The following is a 22,810-nucleotide window of genomic DNA, read 5'->3' as shown; positions in this document are numbered from 1 at the left end:
AGTTGGCGAGTGGGCTCGCCGCGGGATATCACGCCTCGGCTTCACCCTGCTCTTCACCGGCGGCGCCCGGGGCGTGCTGGTGATGGTTGACGGCACGGGCCGGCACCACGGTGGAAATGGCGTGCTTGTAGACCATCTGGCTCACGGTGTTCTTCAGCAAAATGACAAACTGGTCAAACGATTCGATCTGACCCTGCAGTTTGATGCCGTTCACCAAATAGATAGAAACAGGAATCCGCTCACGGCGCAGCGCATTCAAAAACGGGTCTTGGAGAGATTGCCCCTTAGCCATCTTTCTTTTCCTTATAGTTTGTTGTTTTTAAACACCGGATATCAATATAACAACCTGATTATACAGGGAGTGTCAAGCCGCACCAGCTCGGGCGACCACCCTGGCCACATTGCCAGACTCACCAGATTCCAACCAGGTCAGGTCGGGCCAGCCACGCAACCAGGTCATCTGGCGCTTGGCCAGCTGACGGGTGGCCACGATGCCACGATAACGCATCTCATCATATCCCACTTCCCCTGCCAGGTAGTCCCACATTTGGCGGTAGCCAACGCAACGAATAGCTGGCAGATCCGGGTGAAGATCACCCCGCTCATAGAGCGCCCTGACCTCCTGTTCGAACTCCCCCTGCAGCATCTTGTCGAAACGCAACTCGATGCGCTGATGCAGCACGGCGCGATCGGAGGGGGCGATGGCAAACTGGTGCACCCGGTAGGGCAAGCCTTCCCCCTGCACCTGGGTCAGCTCGGTGAGGGTCTTGCCGCTGATGCGATAGACCTCGAGCGCCCGGCTGAGCCGCTGAGGGTCGTTGGGGTGGATGCGGGCGCCGGCCACAGGATCGATGCGCACCAGCTCATCGTGCAGGGCTTGCCAGCCGAGGCGGGCGGCCTCTGCCTCAATCCCGGCGCGAATGGTCGGATCGGCGGAGGGCAGCGGGGACAATCCCTCCAGCAGCGCCTTGAAGTAGAGCATGGTGCCCCCCACCAGCAGCGGGATGCGACCGCGGTCGGCGATCTCTTTCATCTCCCGCAGGGCATCGCGGCAGAAATCCGCCGCGGAATAACTCATGGCCGGGTCCAGGATGTCGATCAGGCGATGAGGGGCCTGGGCCAGCTCGGCGGCAGTCGGCTTGGCGGTGCCAATGTCCATGCCGCGATAGATGAGCGCGGAGTCCACGCTGATGATGTCGCAGGGCAGGGCCTGACACAGAGCGATGGCGAGATCCGTCTTGCCGGAGGCCGTCGGCCCCATCAGAAAAATTGCAGTCGGCAAGTCAGCCACTTTCATGTTCCTCTGGCACGGTCGCCCCGTCGGGAGGCGCCCCATGCAAATAGTGTTCAATTAGTTGAAGAGGTCAGTCCCGGCGACTCAATCGCCCCGTGCAAACCCCTCCAGCACGGCCGCCAACGACAGAGGGCGCACCATGCGAATGTCTGCCATTTGGTCACTGAAATCGGTCACAAGTTCCGTCAGCAGCCGGCTGGCCGTTGAAAAATCATATATTTTCTCGGTGCTTATCCCCTGCTCCACCAGCCACTGGCATAGTACTTCAGCCTGCTGGTCGGCATCACTGTCAGATCCGCTCTCGATCAATTGCAGCAATTCGGGTAAGAGACGCACCAGATCGGTCTGGCGCAGCAAGGCGGGCACCCGAGTCAGGATCATGGTGTCGCGCCCCCCGCTTTTCAACTCCAGCCCCATGCGTTTGAGCAAACGTTCCTGCTCCTCCGCCAGCGCAATCAGGTTCTTTGGCAGCTTGAAGGAGACCGGCAGCAGCAGGGGTTGCGCCGCCAGCCCCTGGCCCCAGGTCTCCAGCAGCCAGTGGCGCAGCAGCACCCGCTCGGCCCGCACCAGGGAGAGCAGCGCCAGTTGTCCCTCCCGCTCGATCAGCAGATAGGCCTGCTCCACCAGGGTCAGGGCGCGAGTCCCCTGGGGCGACGGACCGGCCGGGGTGGCGGGAACAGCCTGAGACGCCTCCCCCACCACCGGCAATGTGGTGAGCAGGGCGCCCATGCCGCGCATCGCCTCCCGGCTGGGGGGCTCGGGGGGCTGGTAGTTACCCGCGCGGCCTGCACCTTCGCGCACGGCGCCGCCATCCCGCGTCTGGGCGGGGGCTCTATAGCTGTGCTCGGCGCCATACCACTCGGGGCGTGGCGCCTGGCCGGGATACTCTATCTGCGGGCTGGCCGGCAGCTCGACCAGGCTCTCGGCCAGCGGCTCGTCCTGCTCGCTGGCTCCCGCCCCTTCCTGGCGCAGGGCGGTAAAGAGCGCCTGGAAGATAAAGTCGTGGATGAGCCGCGCCTGATGGAAACGCACCTCGTGCTTGGCGGGATGGACGTTCACATCCACCTGACGGGGATCCAGCTCTATGTAGAGTACATAGGCGGCGAAGCTGCCGGCGGGCAGCAGCTCGTCATAGGCCTGGCGGATGGCGTGGTTGATGAGCTTGTCGCGCATCATGCGGCCGTTCACATAGGTGTATTGCAGATCGTTTTGCGGTCTGGCCCCCGCGGGCAGCGCCAGCCAGCCCCACAGGCGCACGTCGCTGTGCTCGCTCTCCACCGCCAGCGCGTGGTGCATGAAGGGGGTGCCGCAGACGGCGGCGAGGCGGCGCTCCTGCTCAGGCACCGTATTGGCGGCCTTGTACTGGCGCACCACCTTGCCGTTATGGCGCAGGATCAGAGTAATGTCGAAGCGGGAGAGCGCGATGCGGCGCACCAGCTCGTCGATGTGGGCAAACTCTGTCTTCTCGCTGCGCATGAACTTGCGCCGCGCGGGGGTATTGAAGAAGAGATCCACCACCTCCACAGTAGTGCCCACCGGATGGGCCGCCGGCTTGACGGTGACGTTCATCTCGCGTCCCTGCGCCTCGGCCTGCCAGGCTTCGGACTGCTCCGCGGTGCGGGAGGTGAAGGTGAGACGGGAGACTGAGCTGATGGAGGCGAGCGCCTCGCCGCGAAAGCCGAGGCTGTTGATCCCTTCCAGGTCATCCAGGGTCGCCACCTTGGAGGTCGCGTGCCGCGACAGCGCCAGCACCAGCTCGTCCCTGGCGACGCCGCTGCCGTTGTCACGGATGCGGATCAACTTGGCGCCCCCCTTGTCGATGTCGATCTCGACCCGGTCGGCCCCCGCATCCAGGCTGTTTTCCACCAGCTCCTTCACCACCGAGGAGGGCCGCTCAACTACCTCGCCGGCAGCAATCTGGTTGGCCAGGATAGGAGGCAATATACGGATCGGCATGGCTGACTCCTGCTTTTTAACCTTGGGGGATCTAGGTTGGTGCTGAGCGAAGCCCAACATGGAAAAGATGAACACAACAACCTCATCCAGCCCTCCTCTTCATAAGGAGAGGGAGCACAAGACTCCCCCCTTTCGAAGGGGGAGGCTGGGAGGAGGTTAACCCAATGACAACAGTGTTTTCGATGGGCTATCCACCCGAGCAATCACTAAAACAGCCCATTTATTTCGGGATATAGAGCACCTGCCCTATCTGGATATCCCGTGACTTGAGCTTGTTGATCTCCACCAGCCGCGCCTGGCTCACGCCGTGCTTCTCGGCGAGGCGGGAGAGGCTCTGACCGCGGGTGACCACGTGGCGGATCATCTGGGACTTGTCGTCGCTCTGCACGCTTGCGACCGGCACGCTCGGCTCCTTGGCCGCCACCTTGTAGGGTTTGATCACCCCGGCACCGGAGGCGCTGCCGACGCTGCTGACCGGGGCGCCGCCATCACTGCTGCGGCTCGGCACTGTCGCCGGCATGCGGTTGGTCACCTGCTGCCGGGGCGCGGGGGCGACCGCCGCCTTTTTCGCCGCGGGCTGGCTGGCGCTGGCCACTCGCTGCCCCTTGCCCGTCATCATGGGGCCCTTGGTCGGGTGGCTGCGATAGTAGCTGCGGATCCCCTCGAAGATGGCCCGGGCCAGCTGATCCTGGTAGCTGGCAGTAGCCAGCAGCTTCTCTTCCGCATGGTTGGAGATGAAGCCGGTTTCCACCAGCACGGAGGGAATGTCCGGCGCCTTGAGCACCGCCAGGCTGGCGTGCTCCGGTGCCTTCTTGTGCAGCCGGGCAACCCGTCCCATGGAGCGCAGTATCTGGCGACTCACCTCATAGCCCTCGGCCCTGGACTTGTCCATGGAGAGATCGAGGAAGGTCTGCGCCAGATAGGGATTGGGGTCGGATTCGGCCAATACCTTGCCCACCCCGCCCAGCAGTTCCCCCTGCTTCTCCTGCTTCTCCAGCCAGCTGCCCATCTCGCGGTTGGCGCGATTGGTCGACAACACCCAGACCGAGGCGCCGCGCGGCGTGGAGTTGTGGAAGCTGTCCGCATGCACGGACACCAGCAGATCCGCCTTGGCCTTGCGGGCGATTTCGGAGCGCTTGTTGAGGTCGACGAAGTAGTCACCACGACGGGTCATCACGGCACGCATGCCCGGCTCGCGGTCGATCAGCGCCGCCAGCTTCTGGGACACCGACAGGGTCACCCGTTTCTCGTAGGTGCGGCGCGGGCCTATGGAGCCGGGATCTTCCCCGCCATGACCCGGATCGATGGCGATGACGATGGCCTTGCCCTGGCCGCCGACGGGAGCGGGCTGCGCCGTGGCGCCCCCTTTCTCTTCATAGGGCAGATCGATCACCAGGCGATGGCCATAGGGGCCGGCCGGTGCCAGCGGGAACACCACCGGCTTGATGGCGGAGCTGAGATCCAGCACCAGACGCATGCTGCCCTTCTCGAGGGGCGTGCTCTCGCGGATCTTGCGCACCAGCTCGCTCTTGTTCTCGATGCGGGCCAGGTTGGCGGCGTTGCTCGCCCCCTTGAGATCGATCACCAGGCGACTCGGGCCGCTCAGGGTGAAGTAGTTGAAATTGGGGGCGCTGCTCATGTCGAGCACCACCCGGGTGTTATCCGGCGATGGCCAGACCCGCACACTCTTGAGCTGATTCGCCCAGGAGGGTAAGGCCATCAGGGAGAGGGCAATAACAAGGATCAAGCGCACTGAGATGACAACCGTTCCAGAATGGCTTCGCCAATAGCAGTGCGGGCCGCAATCAGGGCCTCGCGCTGCTCGTTCACATACGTCAGGGTAATCTCGAGATCGGGGGATGGCAGCCAGCCCTCCCCTTTCTCCGGCCACTCCACCAGACAGAGGGTGTCGGCGCCGAAATAGTCCCGAATGCCCATGAATTCCAGCTCTTCCGGATCCGCCAGTCGATAGAGATCGAAGTGATAGACCTGCCAGTCGGCCAGTTCATAGGGCTCCACCAGTGTATAGGTAGGACTCTTGACCTTGCCTTGATGGCCAAGCCCTTGCACCCAGCCGCGGGTCAGGGTGGTCTTGCCGGCCCCGAGGGCGCCGTGCAGAAATACGGTAGTGGCCTGCTGGCACGCCTGCGCCAGACGGCCACCCAGTGCCACAGTTGCTGCCTCGTCCGGCAGTGTCATCATCAAGGTTTTTGCCATGTTCTTCTTGTTACTTGTTACGGTGTCGGATTGACCAGACGGCGGATCCAGGGCAGCAGATCCGATGCCAACATGCCCCGCTCACCCTCGGCGGCGGCCAGATCGGCGGCCTCTGCGTGGATCACGGCCCCCAGTCGCGCGGCCATGCCGGCAGACCAGCCCTGGGCCAGGAGGGCGGCGATTATACCAGATAACAGATCCCCCATGCCGCCACTGGCCATGCCGGGGTTGCCTTCATCGCAGAGGCTGATGCACTGGCCATCGCAGATGAGCGAGCCCGCCCCCTTGAGCAGCACCACGCCGCCGTATCGCTGCTGCAGCCGGGAAACGGCGGCGAAACGATCCGCCTCAACCTCGGCGACGGAGCACCCCAGCAGGCGGGCCGCCTCCCCGGGGTGGGGCGTGAGCACCCAATTATCCTGATGACGGGGTGCCTGCGCCAGCCAATTCAATCCATCGGCGTCCAATACCAGGGGCAGACTGGCGCTGAGGTGGTGTTCGAACTGGGCCCTTCCCCACTCATCCTGACCGAGCCCGGGCCCCAGAACCCGCACCGTAGCCCACCCCTCGTCACTCCCGGCCGGGCATCCCATCAGCTCGGGCTGCACCAGGCTGGCGGGGGGAGAGTCCGGGTGCTGGCACAGTCGCACCAGACCCGCCCCCGCCCGCAGGCAGGCCTGCCCCGCCAGCAGTATGGCCCCCTGCATCCCCAGGTTGCCCCCCACCAGCAGCACCTTGCCGTGCTTGCCCTTGTGGGCCGAGCGGGAACGGGGAGTCAGCAGGTTCTTTATACGGGGATAATCCAGGCGCTCGGCGGCGGGCACCAGACCGGCCTCGGGCACCACCCCGAGGGGATCCCAGTCGAGCTGGCCGACGCCGTCCACCCCGTCGGCGGTGAGCATGCCCTGCTTGATGCCGATGAAGCTGAGGGTGCGGGTGGCATGCACCAGGGCCCCCATGGCGCGGCCGGTGTCGGCATTGAGCCCGGAGGGGAGATCCACCGCCAGAACCGGGGCATTCAAGCCATTGATTGTTGCGACGATCTTTGTCATTGGCGAGGAGAGGGGGAGCTGGACACCGGTGCCGAGCAGTGCATCTATCACCAGATCCGGCGGAGGGAACTGCGCCCCCTCGAGCGCATCGGCCATCATCACCTCTCCCCCCGCCGCCAGCCACTCGTCGGCGGCCCGCCTGGCGTCACCTCTGAGCAGGCCTGGCGCCCGGGCGGCTATCACCAGGGGCTCGAGGCCGAGTCGGCGGGCGAGGCGGGCCAGTACATAGCCATCCCCCCCGTTGTTGCCCGGGCCGACGAAGATCCACCAATGGTGACTCTGGGGCCAGTGATGGCGGGCATAGCTGCACAGGGCGGCGCCGGCCCGCTCCATCAGGGCGTAGAGGGCTTGCCCCTCACGCTCGGCCCAGCACTGCTCCATCTTGCGGATCTGTTCGGCCCGCCACAGGGGCTGTGCTAGACTGATGCCTTGTTTTTTGCCGATAGCGTCCTCGATAACCTGTACCATGACGGCTCCCCACCTTCATCATCCACTGGCCCGACTCCTGGCCTGGCATATGGCGTGCCATGACGGCGCACGGCCCTCGTCACCCTCAGTGCCGCGGGCGCCATGCCGCTGCCAGCAGGCAGGTGAGACACAATGACGGCCGCCGAACTCGCGCAACTGGCCCACGATATCAAGCTCTGGGCACGGGAGCTAGGATTTGACCAGGTCGGCATCACGGACACGGATCTCGCCCTCGAGGAGCCCAGATTGCAGGCCTGGCTGGATGCGGGCCATCACGGCACCATGGACTACATGGCGCGCCACGGCATGATGCGGGCCCGGCCCCACGAGCTGCTGCCGGGCACCCTGCGGGTGCTGTCGGTGCGGATGAACTATCTCCCCTTCGAGGCAGGCTTTGCCGCCACTCTGCGCGATCCGACCCTGGGCTACATCAGCCGCTATGCCCTGGGGCGCGACTACCACAAGGTGCTGCGCAACCGGCTCAAGCAGCTGGGGGAGCGTATCGAGCAGCGCTGCCAGGCGCTGTTGCCATCCACGCAGGAAACCCCGGGGGAGTGGCGCCCCTTCGTCGATTCGGCCCCCATACTGGAGCGCCCCCTGGCGGCCAAGGCGGGCCTCGGCTGGGTGGGCAAGCACTCGCTGCTGCTCAATGAGTCGGCCGGCTCCTTCTTCTTTCTCGGGGAGCTGCTGGTCAGCCTGCCGCTGCCCGTCGATGCCCCGGTGGAAAAAGAGCAGTGCGGCAAGTGCGTGGCCTGCATCAACATCTGCCCCACCGGCGCCATCTTAGCCCCCTACGTGGTGGATGGGCGGCGCTGCATCTCCTATCTCACCATAGAGAACGACGGCCCCATCCCGGAAGAGTTCAGGCCGCTGATGGGCAACCGCATCTATGGCTGTGACGACTGCCAGCTCATCTGCCCCTGGAACCGCTATGCGGATGCGAGCCCAGAGCCCGACTTCAGCCCCCGCCCCAATCTGCACCGCCCACCCCTGCTCGATCTGTGGCAGTGGTCGGAGGCGGCATTTTTGAAGCACACCGAAGGCAGCCCCATTCGCCGCATCGGCTATCAACGCTGGCGCCGCAACCTGGCGGTGGCGCTGGGCAACGGTCCGGCCAGCAGCGATGCCATGGCGGCCTTGCAGCAGGCGCTTCCCGGCGCCGAGCCCATGGTGGCCGAGCACATCGAGTGGGCGCTGGCGACCCTGGCCGCGCGCCAGGAGAAAGAGAACAAGAAGACCCGTTTGCTGATCCGCTGCATCGAAAAAGGCCTGCCGGATCACGCATAAGTGATCTGGCCCTTGCCGGATGACAGCACTTTTTTCATGCTCTGCCGACCATTGACCATAGGCACAATAAAAGGAAGATTCGGATGCAGATGTTGGGAGTAGATATTGGCGGCTCCGGGATCAAGGGCTGCCTGGTGGACACCGAGACTGGCGAGCTGATTGGCGATCGCCACCGCATTGCCACGCCGCAACCGGCCACCCCGGCCGCAGTGGCGCACACCCTCAAGGCACTGGTCGAGCATTTCCAGTGGAAGGGGCCCATAGGGTGCGGCTTCCCCGCCACCATCCATAACGGCATAGCCAAGAATGCCTCCAACATCGACAAGAGCTGGATCGAGACAGACGCCGCCCACCTGTTCGCCGACGTGACCGGCCTGCCCTGCCACGTGCTCAACGACGCCGATGCTGCCGGGCTGGCCGAGATGCGCTTCGGCACGGGCCGGGATCGCAAGGGGGTCATCATCCTCATCACCGTCGGCACCGGCATAGGCACTGCGGTGTTCGTCAACGGCCAGCTGCTGCCGAACACCGAGCTGGGTCATCTCATCTTGGAAGGCATGGTCGCCGAGCACTACTGCTCCGATGCGGTGCGCAAGCGCGAGGATCTCTCCTGGAACCGCTGGGGCAAGCGCTTCAACAAGTACCTGGCCCGCCTCGAGTTCCTCTTCTCCCCCGATCTCTTCATCCTGGGAGGCGGCAGCGCCGCCAAGCTCGACAAGTTCATCGACCGGATAGAGACCCGGGCCCCCCTGGTGGCGGCGGCCAACCTCAACCAGGCCGGCATCATAGGGGCCGCCCTCTACGGCGCTGCCCGGCAAGAGGGCTGAGCCTACCCCAGCAAAGAGCAAGAGGCCCGAACCGGGCCTCTGCCATGGCGCCCTAGAGGTCGTCGAGCCGATGGGCCCCGTGCACCAGCCGAGTCAACCGGGATTGCGCCATGGACGCCAGTGAGGCTAGCAGCGCGGCCGTGTCCGGCGTGGGGCACTCCCGGGCCAGGCGCCCCAGCTCGCCAACGAGTTTCTCCTCCTGCCGTGACACCAGGGTCACTATCTCGTCAGGCTGGGCAGCGGCGGGCAACGCCAGACGCTGGCAATCGGCCAGCAGATCCACGCCAAATCCCTGATCCAGCCAGGTCTCCTTGACCCCGCTCCCCATCTGCTCCCGATAGTCGTGCAGGTGAGCCGCCGCCGCGTCCTCCCGCCCTTGCAGATAGGCCAGCAACATCCGGCTGCGCTCCCCATCTACCTGGGGGATCAGGCGCCCGTAACTGCGCCCCTGCTGCTGATGCAGTTGTTCGAGGTAAAGCATCAGGTCCTTGATCTGTTGAAATCGCATCTTGGCTTCCTCCTGCCGTCCACCTCCTGCCAGTATAAAAAAACGCCGCCCCCTCCCCGGATAAAAGCGGTCAATTTTTGTTCTACATCAAAGGGATGGGAAAGAAAAAGGAGAAAACGAAGAGAAAGGGGCGAAGAGATTCCTCCCTGTCATGCTGGCAACTGGCCGCCAGCGCCCAGGGAGAGGTCGTGACAAAACGGGGGAATCATCGAGTTAAGGAGGATTATCCAGGTTATATTCGGACGGATGAATTCAAATCAGAATCTAATATTGAAGCCGCCGGTTTACCCCTCTTCCCTTAGTCAGCGAGCGGGAATCCTTATCCATTTTTTAGACGTCTAGACGTAGAAACATGCGTTGACACAGCCATCCGGACATCTTAGCATCATCCTCCATGATGGCAGAGCAACCCAGTGAAACCTCTGCCCAATTCACCCGCCTGTAGCGCCCTGTGCTTTAAGGCTGTTAGCACGGAAGAATCCATGATTAAGTTGATCGGTCTCAACAAAGTCTACGGTAAAGGCAGTGACGCCGTGCACGCCCTGCGTGACGTGAGCCTGCATGTGCCACAAGGCAAGATTTTCGGGGTGATCGGCGCCTCCGGGGCCGGCAAGAGCACCCTGATTCGTTGCGTCAACCTGCTGGAGCGCCCCACCCAGGGGCAGGTCATCGTCGATGGTCAGGATCTGGTGGCCCTGAGCGAGCGGGATCTGACCCAGGCTCGCCGCCAGATCGGCATGATCTTCCAGCACTTCAACCTGCTGGCCTCCCGCACCGTGTTCGCCAACATCGCCTTCCCGCTGGAGCTGGCGGGCTGGAGCAAGGCGCAGATCCAGGCCCGGGTCGACGAGCTGCTGGCCCTGGTCGGGCTGGAAGCCCGTGCCCACGCCTATCCGTCCGAGCTCTCCGGCGGCCAGAAGCAGCGCGTCGCCATCGCCCGCGCCCTGGCACCGGCCCCCAAGGTATTGCTGTGTGACGAGGCCACCTCGGCCCTCGACCCCCAGACCACCCGATCCATCCTGAGCCTGCTCAAGGAGATCAACGTCAAGCTGGGGCTCACCATCTTGCTCATCACCCACGAGATGGACGTGGTGAAGGGGATCTGTGACGAAGTGGCCATCATCAGCGACGGTCGCCTGATCGAGCAGGGGGAAGTGGCCTGGTTCTTCAGCAACGCCAAGACCCAGCTGGCCCGTGACTTCATCCACTCCACCATCCACCTGGAAGTGCCCCAGGAGTATCAGGACAGGATGAGCCGCGAGCGGGTGGCCAACAGCTATCCCCTGGTGAAGCTCGGTTTCACCGGCGCCACCGTCGATTCGCCGCTCATCTCCGAGGTGAGCCGCCGTTTCAACATCGACATCAGCATACTGAGCGCAGACATCGAATACGCCGGTGGCGTCAAGTTCGGCTTCCTGCTGGCGGAACTGTTCGGGGATGAGGCCCAGTGCGAGGCCACCCAGCAGTTCTTCATCGACAACCACATTCAGCTGGAGGTAATGGGCTATGTCCGAAGCCATGATTAATCTGCTCATCACAGCCCTCGGCGACACCCTGATCATGGTGTTTGCCTCCGCCCTGTTCGGCTGCCTGCTCGGCCTGCCGCTGGGCGTGGCACTGCACGTGACCAAGGCCGGCCAGATCCTGGCCAACCCACTGCTGAACAAGATCCTCGGCATCGTGGTCAACGTCGGCCGCTCCGTGCCCTTCATCATACTGCTGGTTGCCATCATTCCGCTGACCCGGCTGATCGTCGGCACCAGCATAGGCACCATAGCCGCCATAGTGCCGCTGACCGTCGGTTGCATCCCCTTCATCGCCCGTCTGGTGGAAGGTGCCCTGATGGAAGTGCCGGACGGCCTGCTCGAAGCCGCCAAGGCCATGGGTGCCAAACCCTTGCAAATCATTGCCAAGGTGCTGCTGCCTGAGGCCCTGCCCGGGATCCTCAACAGCATCATCATCACCCTGGTCACGCTGGTGAACTACTCCGCCATGGCCGGTGCCATCGGTGGTGGTGGTCTCGGTGATGTGGGTATTCGCTACGGCTACCAGCGCTTCGACCCTACCGTCATGCTGGTCACCGTGGTCATTCTGGTGGTACTGGTTCAACTCATCCAGAGCGCGGGTGAGCGCCTGGTCAAACAATGTGATCATCGTTAATCGTCGATTTCTGACAGGAGGTTTTTATGAAATTGGGCATTAAATCCGCCGCAGCTGCGCTGCTGGCAACTCTGGTACTGGTCGGCTGCGGTCAGAAGGAAGAGAGCAAGACCCTGAAAGTCGGCGCCATCGCCGGCCCCGAGACCGAACTGATCGAGACTGCGGCCAAGGTGGCCAAGGAGAAATACGGCCTGACCGTCGAGGTCGTCACCTTCTCCGACTACGTCACTCCCAACGTGGCCCTGAACGACGGCAGCGTCGACGTCAACGCCTTCCAGCACAAGCCCTACCTGGATGCCCAGATCCGTGATCGCGGCTTCAAGCTGGTGCCGGTTGGCAACACCTTCGTTTACCCGATCGCCGGTTACTCCAAGAAGATCAAGGCCCTGTCCGAGCTGAAAGACGGTGCCCAGATCGCGGTGCCGAACGATCCGACCAACCTGGGTCGCTCCCTGATCCTGCTGGAGAAGCAGGGCCTGCTGAAGCTGAAGGAAGGCGCCGGTCTGGAAGCGACCGTGCTGGACATCGCCAGCAACCCGCGCAACTTCAAGATCGTCGAACTGGAAGCCGCTCAGCTGCCCCGCTCCCTGGAAGATGTTGATCTCTCCATCATCAACAACACCTTCGCCGGTCAGATTGGTCTGACCCCGACCGAAAACGGCCTCTTCGTCGAAGACAAGGAGTCCCCCTACGTCAACCTGATCGTTGCCCGCGAGAACAACAAGGACGACGAGAAGGTCAAGGAGTTCGTCCAGGCCTTCCAGACCGACGAGGTCTACAAGAAGGGAACCGAGCTGTTCAAGGGCGGCCTGGTGAAAGGTTGGTAATCACTCACTCTGTAAAAAAGGCCACGCCAAGCGTGGCCTTTTTTTTTGCCCCCGTTATCATAGCCAGAAGCACGGCAACACGAAAAAACAGAACAACAATGAAGAAATGGTATCTGGCCTACTGCAAGCCCAAGGAAGAGGCCCGCGCCCGCGCCCATCTGGCGGCTCAAGGCGTCGAATCCTATTACCCCATGGTGGAAGTGGAGAAACTGCGGCGTGGCAAACGGGTCCCGCAGCGTGAACCCATGTTTCCCAACTACCTGTTCATCTACGTGGATCTGGAAGTGGTCACCCCGGTCACCCTGAAGTCCACCCGCGGCATCAGCCGCATCATCCACTTCGGCAAGGAGTGGAGCCCCGTCAGCAGCCAGCTGATCTACCGGCTGATGAGCCGGGACGACAGCGACGAAGCGCGCGCCAGCTATGCCTGCCTGCCGACGCAAGGGGACAAGGTATTGATCGAATCAGGCCCCCTGGCCGGGTTCGAGGCCATCTACCTGGAGCCGGATGGGGAGAAGCGGGCCATCCTGCTGGTCAGCCTGCTCAATCAGGAAACCAGCAGCAGCTTCGACAACCAGGCCTTCCGGCGTCTGGACTGAGTCGGCAGCGAGAGGCGGGCCATCCTGCTGGTCAGTCTGCTGAATCAGGAAACCGACGTCTGGACTGAAAAAAAAAGCGGGGCAGGCCCATAGGCCTGCCCCGCTTTTCTGTCATCCCTGCCTTGCTCAGGCATCCAGCTCGAAGCGACTGATGGCCGCGGTCAGCTGGCCCGTCTCCCGGGTCAGTCTGGCGGCAATCAGCTCCCCCTGCTGACTGTGTTCGCTGGACTGATGGCTGAGCCCGGCGATCTCCTCCACAGTGCCCGCCACCTCCTGGGCCACTCTGGACTGCTGCTCGGTCGCGGTGGCGATGGCGGCGAGCTGGCCGCAGAGATCCTGCACCAGCGCCGACATGGCCGCCAGGGTCTCGGTGGCCGAGGCCACGGCGCCCCTGCCCTGCTCCACCAACAGGGTGCCGCTGCCCACGGTATCGGCCGTCTGCCGGGTCTGCTGCTGTATGCTGGCAATAGTCTGGTTGATCTCCGCCGTCGACTGGCTGGTACGGCTGGCCAGCTGGCGCACCTCGTCCGCCACCACGGCGAACCCCCGCCCCTGCTCCCCGGCGCGCGCCGCCTCAATGGCGGCATTGAGCGCCAGCAGGTTGGTCTGCTCGGCTATGGTGGCGATCACCTCGGTGACGCGGCCCACCTGCTCGCTCTGGCTGCGAAGCAGCGTCATCGCCTGATTGGCTTGGGTGATCATGGCGGCAATCTGCGCCATGGTGGCGCTCATGCGGGCGAGGGCCTGCTCCCCCTGCCTGGCCTGCTGCTCGGTCTGACGCGCCGCGCCGGCCGCATCGGCGATGTTGCCCGCCACGTCCCGGGTGCTGGCGGACATCTGCTCTATGGCGGCCGCGACCGTATCCAGCCGCTGATTCTGACTCGCCAGATCGTCCACTATGGCGTTGGTGGTCTGACCCACCTCGCGGCCGGCCCCTTCCACCTGCGCCACCGCACCCTGGATCTCCCCCACCAGCTGGCGCAGCTGGCTCGACATCCGGTTGATGGAGCCGGTCAATCCGCCCAGCTCGTCCTGGCGCAGCACCGGCAGGGGCTCCCTCGGCAAGCGGCCATCGGCAACCTGCCCGGCCCGGTTCACCAGGCTGGCGATGTCACGGGTCAGACGGCGGCTGAACAGCAGGGCCACCAGGGTGCCGAGCAAGATGACGCTGGTGGTCGCCAGCAGCAGGGTACGGTGGATGGCCTGACTGGCCCCGGCCAGCTTGCCCGCTATCTTGTCCACTTCTCCCCGGGTCTGGGTCACCTGGCTCGCCAGCTGACTGGCCAGTTGGGTCAACGCAGGTTCTATGTCGGTGGCCATCAGGTGGTTGGCCTGATCCCAGTCCGGCGCCTGCCGCCTGGCGATCACCTGCCCCACCAGCTCGGCAAAGGGGGCAGACATCTCCTCAAAGAGCGTCCACAACCCCTTCTGCGCCTCGGTGAAGTTGGCCTGCTGCTGTTTCAGCTCGGCCACCCGCTGCAGATGGAACTGGTAGTAGTCCTGGTACTTGTCGCGATACTCCTTGTCCCCCGAGATGAGGAAGTCCCGCAGGGCGGAGAGGGCATTGGCCAGCCCGTTGTAAGCATCCCCCACCTGCTTGAGCAGCAGGCGGCGATCGCCGGGCTGCGCCTCCTGGGGCGTCGCCACCTCTTCGTTGGCAATGGATTGCAGCTGATCGAGGGCCGCCTCCGCCAGGGGACCGGCTTCCAGCAGCATCAGGGTGTGGGCCGGCAGGTTATCTTCGGTATGGGCCAGGGCCCACACCTTCTCCTGCGCCCCCTTGAAGCTCTTGAGGGAGCGGCTCAGGGCGGGCGTGAATCCCTGCTGCTCTATGGCATGCCAGGCCTGCTCCCACTCCTGCTTGATGCGTGCACCTTGCGCGGGATCCTTGCCGAGAATGAGGTAGGCCCGCAGGGAGGAGACGGTGGCGATCAGGGCCTTCTGGCTCGCCTCGTCCCGTTGCAGGGCGGGCAGGGCCCGGCCCAGCAAGGCCTCCTGGGAGGCTTCAATCCGGCCGAGCTGATGGTAGACAAGGGCGGAGGAGAGAATGATGAGCAGGTTGATAAAACAGAAACTCAACAACAGCTTGCTTGATATTTTCATGACCATCCTTGTGTCGCAGCGGGCATCCTGCCCTTGATTAGCGCCCGATCAATGCGGGCAATCGTTCGCGCCAGGTGTCATGCCAGACGAGCAACTCCTCGCGTGGCATGGGGCGTGCGGAGAAGAACCCCTGGCATTGATCGCACCCCAGCCTGGCCAGCAGCAGCCAGGTGGCCTCGTCCTCGACCCCCTCTGCCACCGATTTTAACCCCAACTTGCGCGCCAGTTCGATACTGGATTCGATGATGGCGAGGCGGGAGGGATCTTCATAGCAGCGATCGACGAAGGATCTGTCCAGCTTCAGCTCGGTGAACGGCAGCAGGGCGAGCTGCTGCATGGAGGAGTAGCCGGTCCCGAAGTCGTCGATGGAGAGGCCGAAGCCGTGCATCCGCAAGCGGGTCAGCACCTCCAGCGACTTGCCGAGATCCTTGACGAAGGCGCTCTCTGTCACCTCCAGGGTGATGAGCTCGGGGTTGATGCTCCAGCGCTGGCAGTGATTGAGCAGGGTATTGCACAGATCCCCCTCGATAAGCGAGGTGGTGGAGAGGTTCATCGACAGGTTGAGGGAGAGCCCTGTCTTCTCCCACAGGTGGCCGTCGCGCAATGACTTGCCGATGATCACTTCGGTCAGCGGATCCATGAGCCCGTTGTGCTCCGCCAGCGGGATGAAGCGGGCCGGCGAGATGAGCCCATACTCGGGGTGCTGCCAGCGGGCGAGCGCCTCCATGCCGACCCACTGACCGTTTTCAAAACTCACCTTGGGTTGATACCAGGGCAGCAGCTGGTCCTGCTCCAGGGCCCGGCACAGCTCATCCAGACTCAGGCTGTGGCCGTCCTCCTCCTGGCTGCGCGCCTGCTGGGGCTGCCAGGCGCCGATCAACTGGGCTATCTGCTGATGACTGGCGGGTTTGTCGATGCGCCCCAGCACCTGCAGGCCGTAGGCGCGGCTCATGCGCAGCACGGCGTCGACCACATCGTCTTCCAGTGCGCTGCACAGCACTATGCCGCCGCGAAAGCCACCCAGGGAGAGGCGGCGCAGCAGGGCCATGCCATCCATGCCCGGCATCCGCAGATCGCAGAACAGGATATCGACCTGATGGTGCTGACACTGGGTCAGCGCCTCCTCTCCGTCCTGGGCTTCCAGCAGGTTGCCGTAGCCAAGCCCGCGTATCTGGTGCATCAGGGCCTTGCGCTGGAAGTTGTGATCCTCCACCACCATGATCATCAACTCATGCCGTGCACTATTCATCGAGCCATAACTCCATTTCACCTCTGATAGAGTCCATCAATGCCTGTACCGTCTGGCCCAGCTCGTCGAGTCTGTCCAGTTGCTTCAACCTGGCCGCCGCCTCCAGCTGGGCGGCCTCGCTCGCCAGGGCCTGCTGCCCGACCATGCGGGCGGCCCCCTTGATGCGATGCGCCGTCTCCACCAGCGCCTGGGTATCCTGTCTGGCCAGCGCCAGCATCATGTCATCGCCATCCTGCCGGTTGGCCTCCAGATACTCCCTCCCCATGCTGCGCGCCACCGCCTCGTCACCAAACAGGGTCAACCAGCTTATTCCCGGTGCCTGAACCTCTGCTTGCCGGGGAGCCATTGTCTCTTGTTGCGGGCTGACCGCCGGCAGCCAGCGAGCCAGGGTCTGGCGCAGGGTTTCCAGGCTGTAGGGCTTGAACAGCATGTCGTTCATGCCGGCCTCCAGCATCTGCTGGCTGGCCTCCTCCGAGGTATCGGCGGTGACACCTATGATGGGCGCCTCGTCACCGGCCGCCCGCAGGGTGCGCGCCAGGGTATAGCCATCCATCACCGGCATGTGGCAGTCGGTGAGCAGCAGGGCGAACTCCTGCCCCTGCCAGGCGCGCAGCGCCTTCTCCCCATCATCCACCACCTCGGGGTCTATGCCGAGGATGGCGAGCTGGCGGGTCAGCAGCGCACGGTTGACGGGATGATCGTCCGCCACCAGCACCCTGCCCCTGAGCCGCTCTCCCTGCATCTGCATCGGCTGGCTCGGCCGCTCGCTCGACAGCTGGCGACAGGTCTCCAGCAGCAGGTCCGGGTAGATGGGAGACTGGCCTATCCGCCACCAGGCGTCACTGCCCATGCGGCCACGCAATGCCTCATGGGGGGAGAGTACTATGCCCTTGAGGGAAGATTGCTGCAAATGCTGCAACCAGCCACTGCCAAGGGCTTGCTCCAGGCGGCTCTCCTGCGCCAGCAGGTAGCCCTCAAGGGGATGACGCCACTGCTCTGCGGTCAGGGGGTGGAGTGTGGCGCCGAGTTGCTCCATCACGGCTTGCAGTACCTCGTCCTCACCGAACCACCACCAACGCTGACCTGCCAGCGGCGGGGCATCCCACCGGCACTCGGCCAGGGGGATCGCGAAGGTCACTGTGGTGCCTACCCCCCCCTCGCTCTCCAGCACCAGACTACCCCCCATCTTCAGGGCCAGCTGATGGCAGATGGCGAGCCCGAGCCCGGTGCCGCCGAAACGCCGGGTGATGTCGGACTCCACCTGCTTGAAGGGGGTGAACAGATTGACCTGCTTCTCCCGGGCTATGCCGATCCCCGTATCCCGCACCTTCAATGTCAGCCGATGGTCCTGATAGCCCACCTGGATGGCAATTTCCCCCGCCTCAGTGAACTTCACCGCATTGTTCAGCAGATTGGAGATCACCTGACCCACCCGCACCGCGTCCATGCTGGCGTGATCCGGCACCTCAGGCCCCCACGCCAGCGTCACGTTGAGCCCCTTGCCATAGGCCAGGGTGGCATGACCCCGGATGACGTCGCAGATGACAGAGGTCAACCGGCAGGGATGGGGATTGAGTTGCAGCTGCCCTGCCTCCATCTTGGAGAAGTCCAGGATGTCGTTCACCAGATAGAGCAGGTGATTGGTGGAGGTCGAGATGTTGCGCAGCATGTAACGCTGGTCGTCATCGAGGGAGCTCATCTGCAGCAGCTCCAGCATGCCGTGCATGCCGGAGATGGGGGTGCGCAACTCGTGGCTCATGGTGGCGAGGAACCGGCTGCGCACCTGGGTCGCGTCTTCCGCCACCCGTCTGGCCTCACGCAGCTCCAGCTCCTGGCGCTTGAGCTTGGTGATGTCCTGCACCACCCCGTTCAGGATGACCCCCTCCAGCCCCTCCTGTCGCACGAAGTGGCCCCGGATCTGCAGGTAGCCCGCTTGTCCCTGGCGCTTGATCTCCACCTCGAGATCCAGCGGCTGCATGGTCAGGGCATGGCGCTCCACCGTGGTCACGAAGTCATGCAGGGCTTGCCCCGTCAGCCCCAGAAGGCTGTCGTCGGTCTCCTCGGATCCCAGCATCTCCTTGAGCCCCTGGGAGGTATAGAGGAAGCTGCCGTTGCCCGGCCCCAGCCAGTGATACTGATAGACCAGCCCCGGCATGCTGTCGGTGATCTGGGTCAGCCGGGTCTGCGCCTCCTGCGCCGCGGAACGCGCCTGCCTCAGCTCGGTGACGTCCGTCAGTACGGTCAGGATCCCGAGCCGCTTGCCGTCGGGACCGACGAACAGCCGCTTGGTGTAAATCATCTGATGCTCGACTCCGTCGGCGAGCTGGATCTCGCCGCGGCCGTGGAACTCCTCGCCGCTCTCCCAGACCCTGGCATCCTCCTCGATCACCCTGGCCCGGATGGCCTCAGGCAGCCTGTCCTTGAGCAAGCTCTCATAGGAGCCGTTCAGGTTCTCGCCCCCCAGGAACATCTGTCGATATGCCAGGTTGGTCATCGCAATTTCATGGCGCTCATTGGTCAGCACCACCTGGTTGGGCAGGGCGTCCAGCATCATCTGGACGAACACCAGCTGCTCTTCGAGCCGGCGCTCCGCCTCCCGCCGCTGACTGATCTGGCGGCGCAGAGTCCGGTTCCAGCCCACGAACAGCAGCAGGAAGAGCAGAAAAATCCCCCCGCCCAGGGAGGACCAGAGCAACACCTTGTGCGGATCCAACCCCGTATGTATGGTCAGGGAGAGCCACTTCTTCTCCAGGGCGACCAGCTCCTCCGGGGGGATTGAGAGCAGCACCTTGGTCAGGATCTGCTGCAACATGGGATCATGCAGGTGGGCCGCCATGGCGATGGGAACCCGCAACTCGCTGCCGGAGAAGACCACCTGATAGCGATCGCTGAAGCCCCGCTGCAACGACTGCTCCAGGGTGGTCATGCTCATCAGCAAATAGTCCACCTTCTGCTGATCCAAAAGCGGCAGCAGCTCGGGATCGCTTGCGACCGTCACGGGCTCGGCCCCCACCTCGCTCAGCAGGGATTTCTCCACCGAGCCCCCCACCATGCCCACCCTGTACCCTTTCAACTCCCTGGGACTGGCCAGCTCCGCCATGCCATGCCTGCCCACTATCACCCGATTCAAAGAGACGTAATTGGGCGTAAAGCGGGCAAACTGCTGGCGCTCCATGGTCGGGGTCATGGCCGGGATGACATCCAGCTTGCGAGCCTGGAACAGCTCGAGTGTCTGGGCCCAGTTCCTGGTCTGCACCAGGGTGAACTGCAGGCCGGCACGCTGGTTCAACATCGCCAGCAGATCGGCAACCAGCCCCTTGAGCCGGCCCTTGTCGTCTATCTCGCTCATCCCGGGCCAGTCCGGCGCGACCCCATACTTGAGCACAGGGTGCTGCTGCAGCCACGCCTGCTCCGGCGCGCTGAAGACGACCTCCTTGCTGCCCTTCACCAGCTCATAGTCAACTATGCCCCCCGCCTCCAGGATGCGGCGACGCTCGCCGGGCGAGATGTCATCCAGCGCCCGCTCGAGCAGCTCCTGCAGGGGCTCGTTGCCCGGCGCCACCGCCATGGCGAGGGAGGTATCCTTCATCCAGTCCACAGTGGTAACCGCCATGCCCGCCATGGCCTGCAGGCGGCTCAACATGGGCAGCTCGGCCAGATAGGCGTCCGCCTTCCCCTCCTTGAGCATGAAGATCGCCTCATCCCGGCTGTCCACAGTCACCAGGTTCGAGATGCCAAGGCGCAGCAGCTCATCGCAGGCGCTGACACCGAAAACGCAGACCCAACGCACCCCGTAGGCCTCCTCCAGGGAGAGGCTCTCTCGCCCTCCGGTCAACAGAACGGCGCGGGGCAGCGCCATCAGCTCTGAGGTAAACAGCATCTGCAGCTTGCGGATCGGGCTGGGGGCCACGCCGATCACCATGTCAATCTTGCCGTCCAGCAACGCCTGCTGGACCGCCGTATTGTTGGCATAGGTGCGATAACGCAGCTCGAGACCCAGGCTGCCCGCAATCTGCGAGGCAAAGGCATCCAGGGGGCCGGTGAAGTTACCCCGGCCATCGGTATAGATATAGGGGGGCCAGGCCGTCGCCGGCATGCCGACCACCAGCTCATCGTGGGTGAAGAGCCATTGCTGCCCGGAGGGCGCGAAGGCGCTCCTGTCCAGCAGCGTCTCGACCGCCGTCGCCCCCTGGCTACAGCAGGCCAGCCAGCACAACAGGATGAGGCGATAGCAGCGGCAAAGCATAGTTAACTCCCGTATGGATAGGAGGGGGATCATAATGTGTCTGGCTAAATGTGCGACAACAAAATTGAGATAATGCTCATCAGGAAAGAAAAATGGCAGGCCGAGGCCTGCCATCCAGGAGTCGGGGGCCGGAGCCCCTCGCCTCAGGTTATTCGATTCCCGAGTCGGAAACCGGTTTGAAACTCCCGCTCACGGATGTGGGCGACCTGCACATTGTGCCCTTCCAGCCCTATGTCTTTGAGCAGGGCGGGAGAGAGATGCAGATAGCTGACGCGACGTTCCAGCCGGGTGATCCGTTTTTGAACCAGGGTTTCGACGCGGCGCAGCAGGGCGAGTTCGATAGACATAATATTCTCCAGTTGAACGTGCGGTTCTCCCGGAGAGAGGCATCACCCTGCGGGACAACCGCGGGTGATGAAAAAGCAGGTGTTACCTGTTCCCTCCACGCGGTAAATAAAGAGCACGAGTCTTCGCGCTGCCATTGCAGCGATCGAACGCAACGTTGAACATGGAATGTTGCATGATCGTCTCCTTACCGTGTGAAAGTTGAACAAGTTGCCACAGTCTAAAAAAACACCGAATTTTACGCAATATCTCCCCCACCCATATGGGTGAAATGCGGCCAGAACCGGCCCCGGTCAAATCCCGGACAACAGCCTGAACTCCTCAAGCGCATAGGTATCCGTCATGCCGCTGACGTAGTCGAGCAGCAGCCGCACCCTGTAGTACCACTCCTGCTCGGCGCCATAGTCAAAGCGCGGATCCCGGCTAGCCACCGCCAGCCGGTAGGCCTTGAGGTGGCGGGCCGACAACCGGTGGAACAGCCGCCGGGCGAAGAAGAGCTCGCTCCCGCCGTTGCCGGCCAGCAGCCGCTCGAATTGGGCGGCCGGCAGCGCCAGCAGGCAGGCGTAGGTGGAGAGCACACCGCGCAGGGCGGCATAGCCTTCCAGCTCCAATGCCTCGACCTCGGGGCGCATGAATACCTGCTCGCGGGCCACCTGCTTGAGGGTGTCGAGCACCTGCGCCGCCGGGGCCTGACCGTGCAGCAGCGCCCTGGGGTAGGCCCCGCTCAGTATGGCCTCGTGATCGCTCACATAGGTGTGGGCCGCCAGCGCCACCAGATCCCGGGTCAGATGCTGGCGAAAATGGGGGAAGAAGCCCCGGCCGGAGGCGAGCGCCTCCTCGAGCAGGGTGGCCATGTAGTCCCCCTCATCGGCACTGCGCAGCGCCACCAGCAGCTCCCCCTGGGTGAGGATGCGCCTGTCCACCGCGTCCTCCAGATCGGCGATGCAGTAGGAGATGTCGTCCGCCGCCTCCATGATGTAGACCAGCGGATGCCGGCATCCCGGCGCCAGCCCCAGACTCTGGCCGAGGGCGCGGTAGAGCGGTTGCTCGCTGAAGAAGATGCCGCGCTTGCTGGTCCAGCCATGGTGTTGGCCATAGCCCTGGGGACTGTGCAGCAGGGGCTGCTGCGGGTATTTGCACAGGGCCGCCAGCTGGCCCAGGGTGAGGTTCATCTCGTGCAGGCTGTGCACCAGCCGCAGGCTCTGGGCATTGCCGTCAAACACCAGCAGGTCCTGGCGCAACTCGGCCCACTGCGGGCTCGGCAGTTGTTCATGGGCGCTGGCGAACAGCTCATCCAGCGACTGTGCCAGCCACTGGCTCATCACCTGCTCGCCGAAGTGGCCGAACGGCGGGTTGCCGACGTCGTGCAGCAGGCAGGCCATCTCCACCAGGTTGATGAAGGCCCCCTCGCAGACGGTGCCCGCCGGCAGGGCCGCCAGGATGCGCCTGCTGATCTGGCGACCCGTCTCCTGCACCTCCAGCGAGTGGGTGAGACGGCTGCGCACCGAGGCCTTCACATCCAGCGGGAAGACCTGGGTCTTCTGCTGCAGGCGGCGCACCGGCGCCGCCTGTACTATGCGGGCGCGATCCTGCTCGGTCGCCTCCAGCAGCGCCTCGCTGCCCCAGGGGTGAATGCGCGCCGGGGTAATCAGACTGTCATACATGGTGCGGC

18 protein-coding genes are annotated in these 22,810 nt (G+C 63.8%); 6 read left to right on the top strand and 12 right to left on the bottom strand.

Annotation, left to right across the window (positions count from 1 at the left end; all coding sequences use genetic code 11):
• Positions 1-28: 28 nt before the first annotated feature.
• From hfq to G4923_RS19890, 6 genes are all read right to left on the bottom strand, one after another.
• Positions 29-292, bottom strand: coding sequence for an RNA chaperone Hfq (gene hfq, locus G4923_RS19915; protein ID WP_011704864.1), 264 nt, complete (start codon positions 290-292; stop codon positions 29-31).
• Between the two features lie 72 nt (positions 293-364).
• The gene (miaA, locus tag G4923_RS19910) at positions 365-1,297 is read right to left on the bottom strand and encodes a tRNA (adenosine(37)-N6)-dimethylallyltransferase MiaA (RefSeq protein WP_163138094.1); all 933 of its coding nucleotides are present in this window, start codon (positions 1,295-1,297) and stop codon (positions 365-367) included.
• Positions 1,298-1,378: 81 nt separating this feature from the next.
• Positions 1,379-3,250, bottom strand: a complete 1,872-nt coding sequence (gene mutL / locus G4923_RS19905; protein ID WP_163138093.1) for a DNA mismatch repair endonuclease MutL — start codon at positions 3,248-3,250, stop codon at positions 1,379-1,381.
• Positions 3,251-3,470: 220 nt separating this feature from the next.
• A complete protein-coding gene (locus G4923_RS19900; protein ID WP_163138092.1) occupies positions 3,471-5,003 on the bottom strand; it encodes an N-acetylmuramoyl-L-alanine amidase in 1,533 nt (510 codons plus the stop codon).
• Positions 4,994-5,467, bottom strand: a complete 474-nt coding sequence (gene tsaE / locus G4923_RS19895; RefSeq protein ID WP_041206351.1) for a tRNA (adenosine(37)-N6)-threonylcarbamoyltransferase complex ATPase subunit type 1 TsaE — start codon at positions 5,465-5,467, stop codon at positions 4,994-4,996. Before tsaE ends, G4923_RS19900 begins: the two co-directional genes overlap by 10 nt.
• Positions 5,468-5,484: 17 nt before the next feature.
• Entirely contained in the window at positions 5,485-6,987 is a 1,503-nt protein-coding gene (locus G4923_RS19890) for an NAD(P)H-hydrate dehydratase (protein WP_163138091.1), read from the bottom strand.
• A 132-nt stretch (positions 6,988-7,119) separates the two neighbouring features.
• Here G4923_RS19890 and queG point away from each other — a divergent pair, with 132 nt between their 5' ends.
• Both queG and ppgK read left to right on the top strand, forming a co-directional pair.
• Positions 7,120-8,274, top strand: coding sequence for a tRNA epoxyqueuosine(34) reductase QueG (gene queG, locus G4923_RS19885; RefSeq protein WP_163138090.1), 1,155 nt, complete (start codon positions 7,120-7,122; stop codon positions 8,272-8,274).
• 83 nt (positions 8,275-8,357) lie between these two features.
• The gene (ppgK, locus tag G4923_RS19880) at positions 8,358-9,101 is read left to right on the top strand and encodes a polyphosphate--glucose phosphotransferase (protein ID WP_163138089.1); all 744 of its coding nucleotides are present in this window, start codon (positions 8,358-8,360) and stop codon (positions 9,099-9,101) included.
• Between the two features lie 52 nt (positions 9,102-9,153).
• Here ppgK and G4923_RS19875 read toward each other — a convergent pair whose 3' ends face one another.
• Positions 9,154-9,609, bottom strand: coding sequence for a hypothetical protein (locus G4923_RS19875; RefSeq protein WP_111912287.1), 456 nt, complete (start codon positions 9,607-9,609; stop codon positions 9,154-9,156).
• Positions 9,610-10,091: 482 nt separating this feature from the next.
• Here G4923_RS19875 and metN point away from each other — a divergent pair, with 482 nt between their 5' ends.
• From metN to rfaH, 4 genes are all read left to right on the top strand, one after another.
• Positions 10,092-11,135: a methionine ABC transporter ATP-binding protein MetN gene (metN, locus tag G4923_RS19870; protein ID WP_111912285.1), complete on the top strand. Its 1,044-nt coding sequence runs from the start codon at positions 10,092-10,094 to the stop codon at positions 11,133-11,135.
• Positions 11,116-11,769, top strand: coding sequence for a methionine ABC transporter permease (locus G4923_RS19865; protein WP_005327310.1), 654 nt, complete (start codon positions 11,116-11,118; stop codon positions 11,767-11,769). The genes metN and G4923_RS19865 overlap by 20 nt, the downstream gene beginning before the upstream one ends.
• Positions 11,770-11,795: 26 nt before the next feature.
• On the top strand, positions 11,796-12,596 hold the full coding sequence (metQ, locus tag G4923_RS19860; protein WP_106885916.1) for a methionine ABC transporter substrate-binding lipoprotein MetQ: 801 nt from the start codon (positions 11,796-11,798) through the stop codon (positions 12,594-12,596).
• 98 nt (positions 12,597-12,694) lie between these two features.
• The gene (gene rfaH / locus G4923_RS19855) at positions 12,695-13,195 is read left to right on the top strand and encodes a transcription/translation regulatory transformer protein RfaH (protein WP_106885915.1); all 501 of its coding nucleotides are present in this window, start codon (positions 12,695-12,697) and stop codon (positions 13,193-13,195) included.
• 126 nt (positions 13,196-13,321) lie between these two features.
• Here the strand turns inward: rfaH and G4923_RS19850 are convergent, their stop codons facing one another.
• The 5 genes from G4923_RS19850 to dgt form a co-directional block, all read right to left on the bottom strand.
• The gene (locus G4923_RS19850) at positions 13,322-15,298 is read right to left on the bottom strand and encodes a HAMP domain-containing methyl-accepting chemotaxis protein (RefSeq protein ID WP_163138088.1); all 1,977 of its coding nucleotides are present in this window, start codon (positions 15,296-15,298) and stop codon (positions 13,322-13,324) included.
• Between the two features lie 37 nt (positions 15,299-15,335).
• Positions 15,336-16,547, bottom strand: coding sequence for an EAL domain-containing response regulator (locus G4923_RS19845; RefSeq protein ID WP_163138087.1), 1,212 nt, complete (start codon positions 16,545-16,547; stop codon positions 15,336-15,338).
• A complete protein-coding gene (locus tag G4923_RS19840; RefSeq protein WP_163138086.1) occupies positions 16,540-20,793 on the bottom strand; it encodes a transporter substrate-binding domain-containing protein in 4,254 nt (1,417 codons plus the stop codon). Before G4923_RS19840 ends, G4923_RS19845 begins: the two co-directional genes overlap by 8 nt.
• A 143-nt stretch (positions 20,794-20,936) precedes the next feature.
• The gene (locus G4923_RS19835; protein ID WP_139745667.1) at positions 20,937-21,140 is read right to left on the bottom strand and encodes a hypothetical protein; all 204 of its coding nucleotides are present in this window, start codon (positions 21,138-21,140) and stop codon (positions 20,937-20,939) included.
• A 291-nt stretch (positions 21,141-21,431) separates the two neighbouring features.
• Positions 21,432-22,802: a dGTPase gene (gene dgt / locus G4923_RS19830; RefSeq protein WP_163138085.1), complete on the bottom strand. Its 1,371-nt coding sequence runs from the start codon at positions 22,800-22,802 to the stop codon at positions 21,432-21,434.
• Positions 22,803-22,810 lie beyond the last annotated feature (8 nt).

The sequence above is a fragment of the Aeromonas rivipollensis genome (assembly GCF_010974825.1).
In the GTDB taxonomy this organism is placed as follows: domain Bacteria; phylum Pseudomonadota; class Gammaproteobacteria; order Enterobacterales; family Aeromonadaceae; genus Aeromonas; species Aeromonas rivipollensis.
Note: the sequence above shows the minus strand (reverse complement) of the source record. Positions and strands in the feature narration are given on the sequence as shown.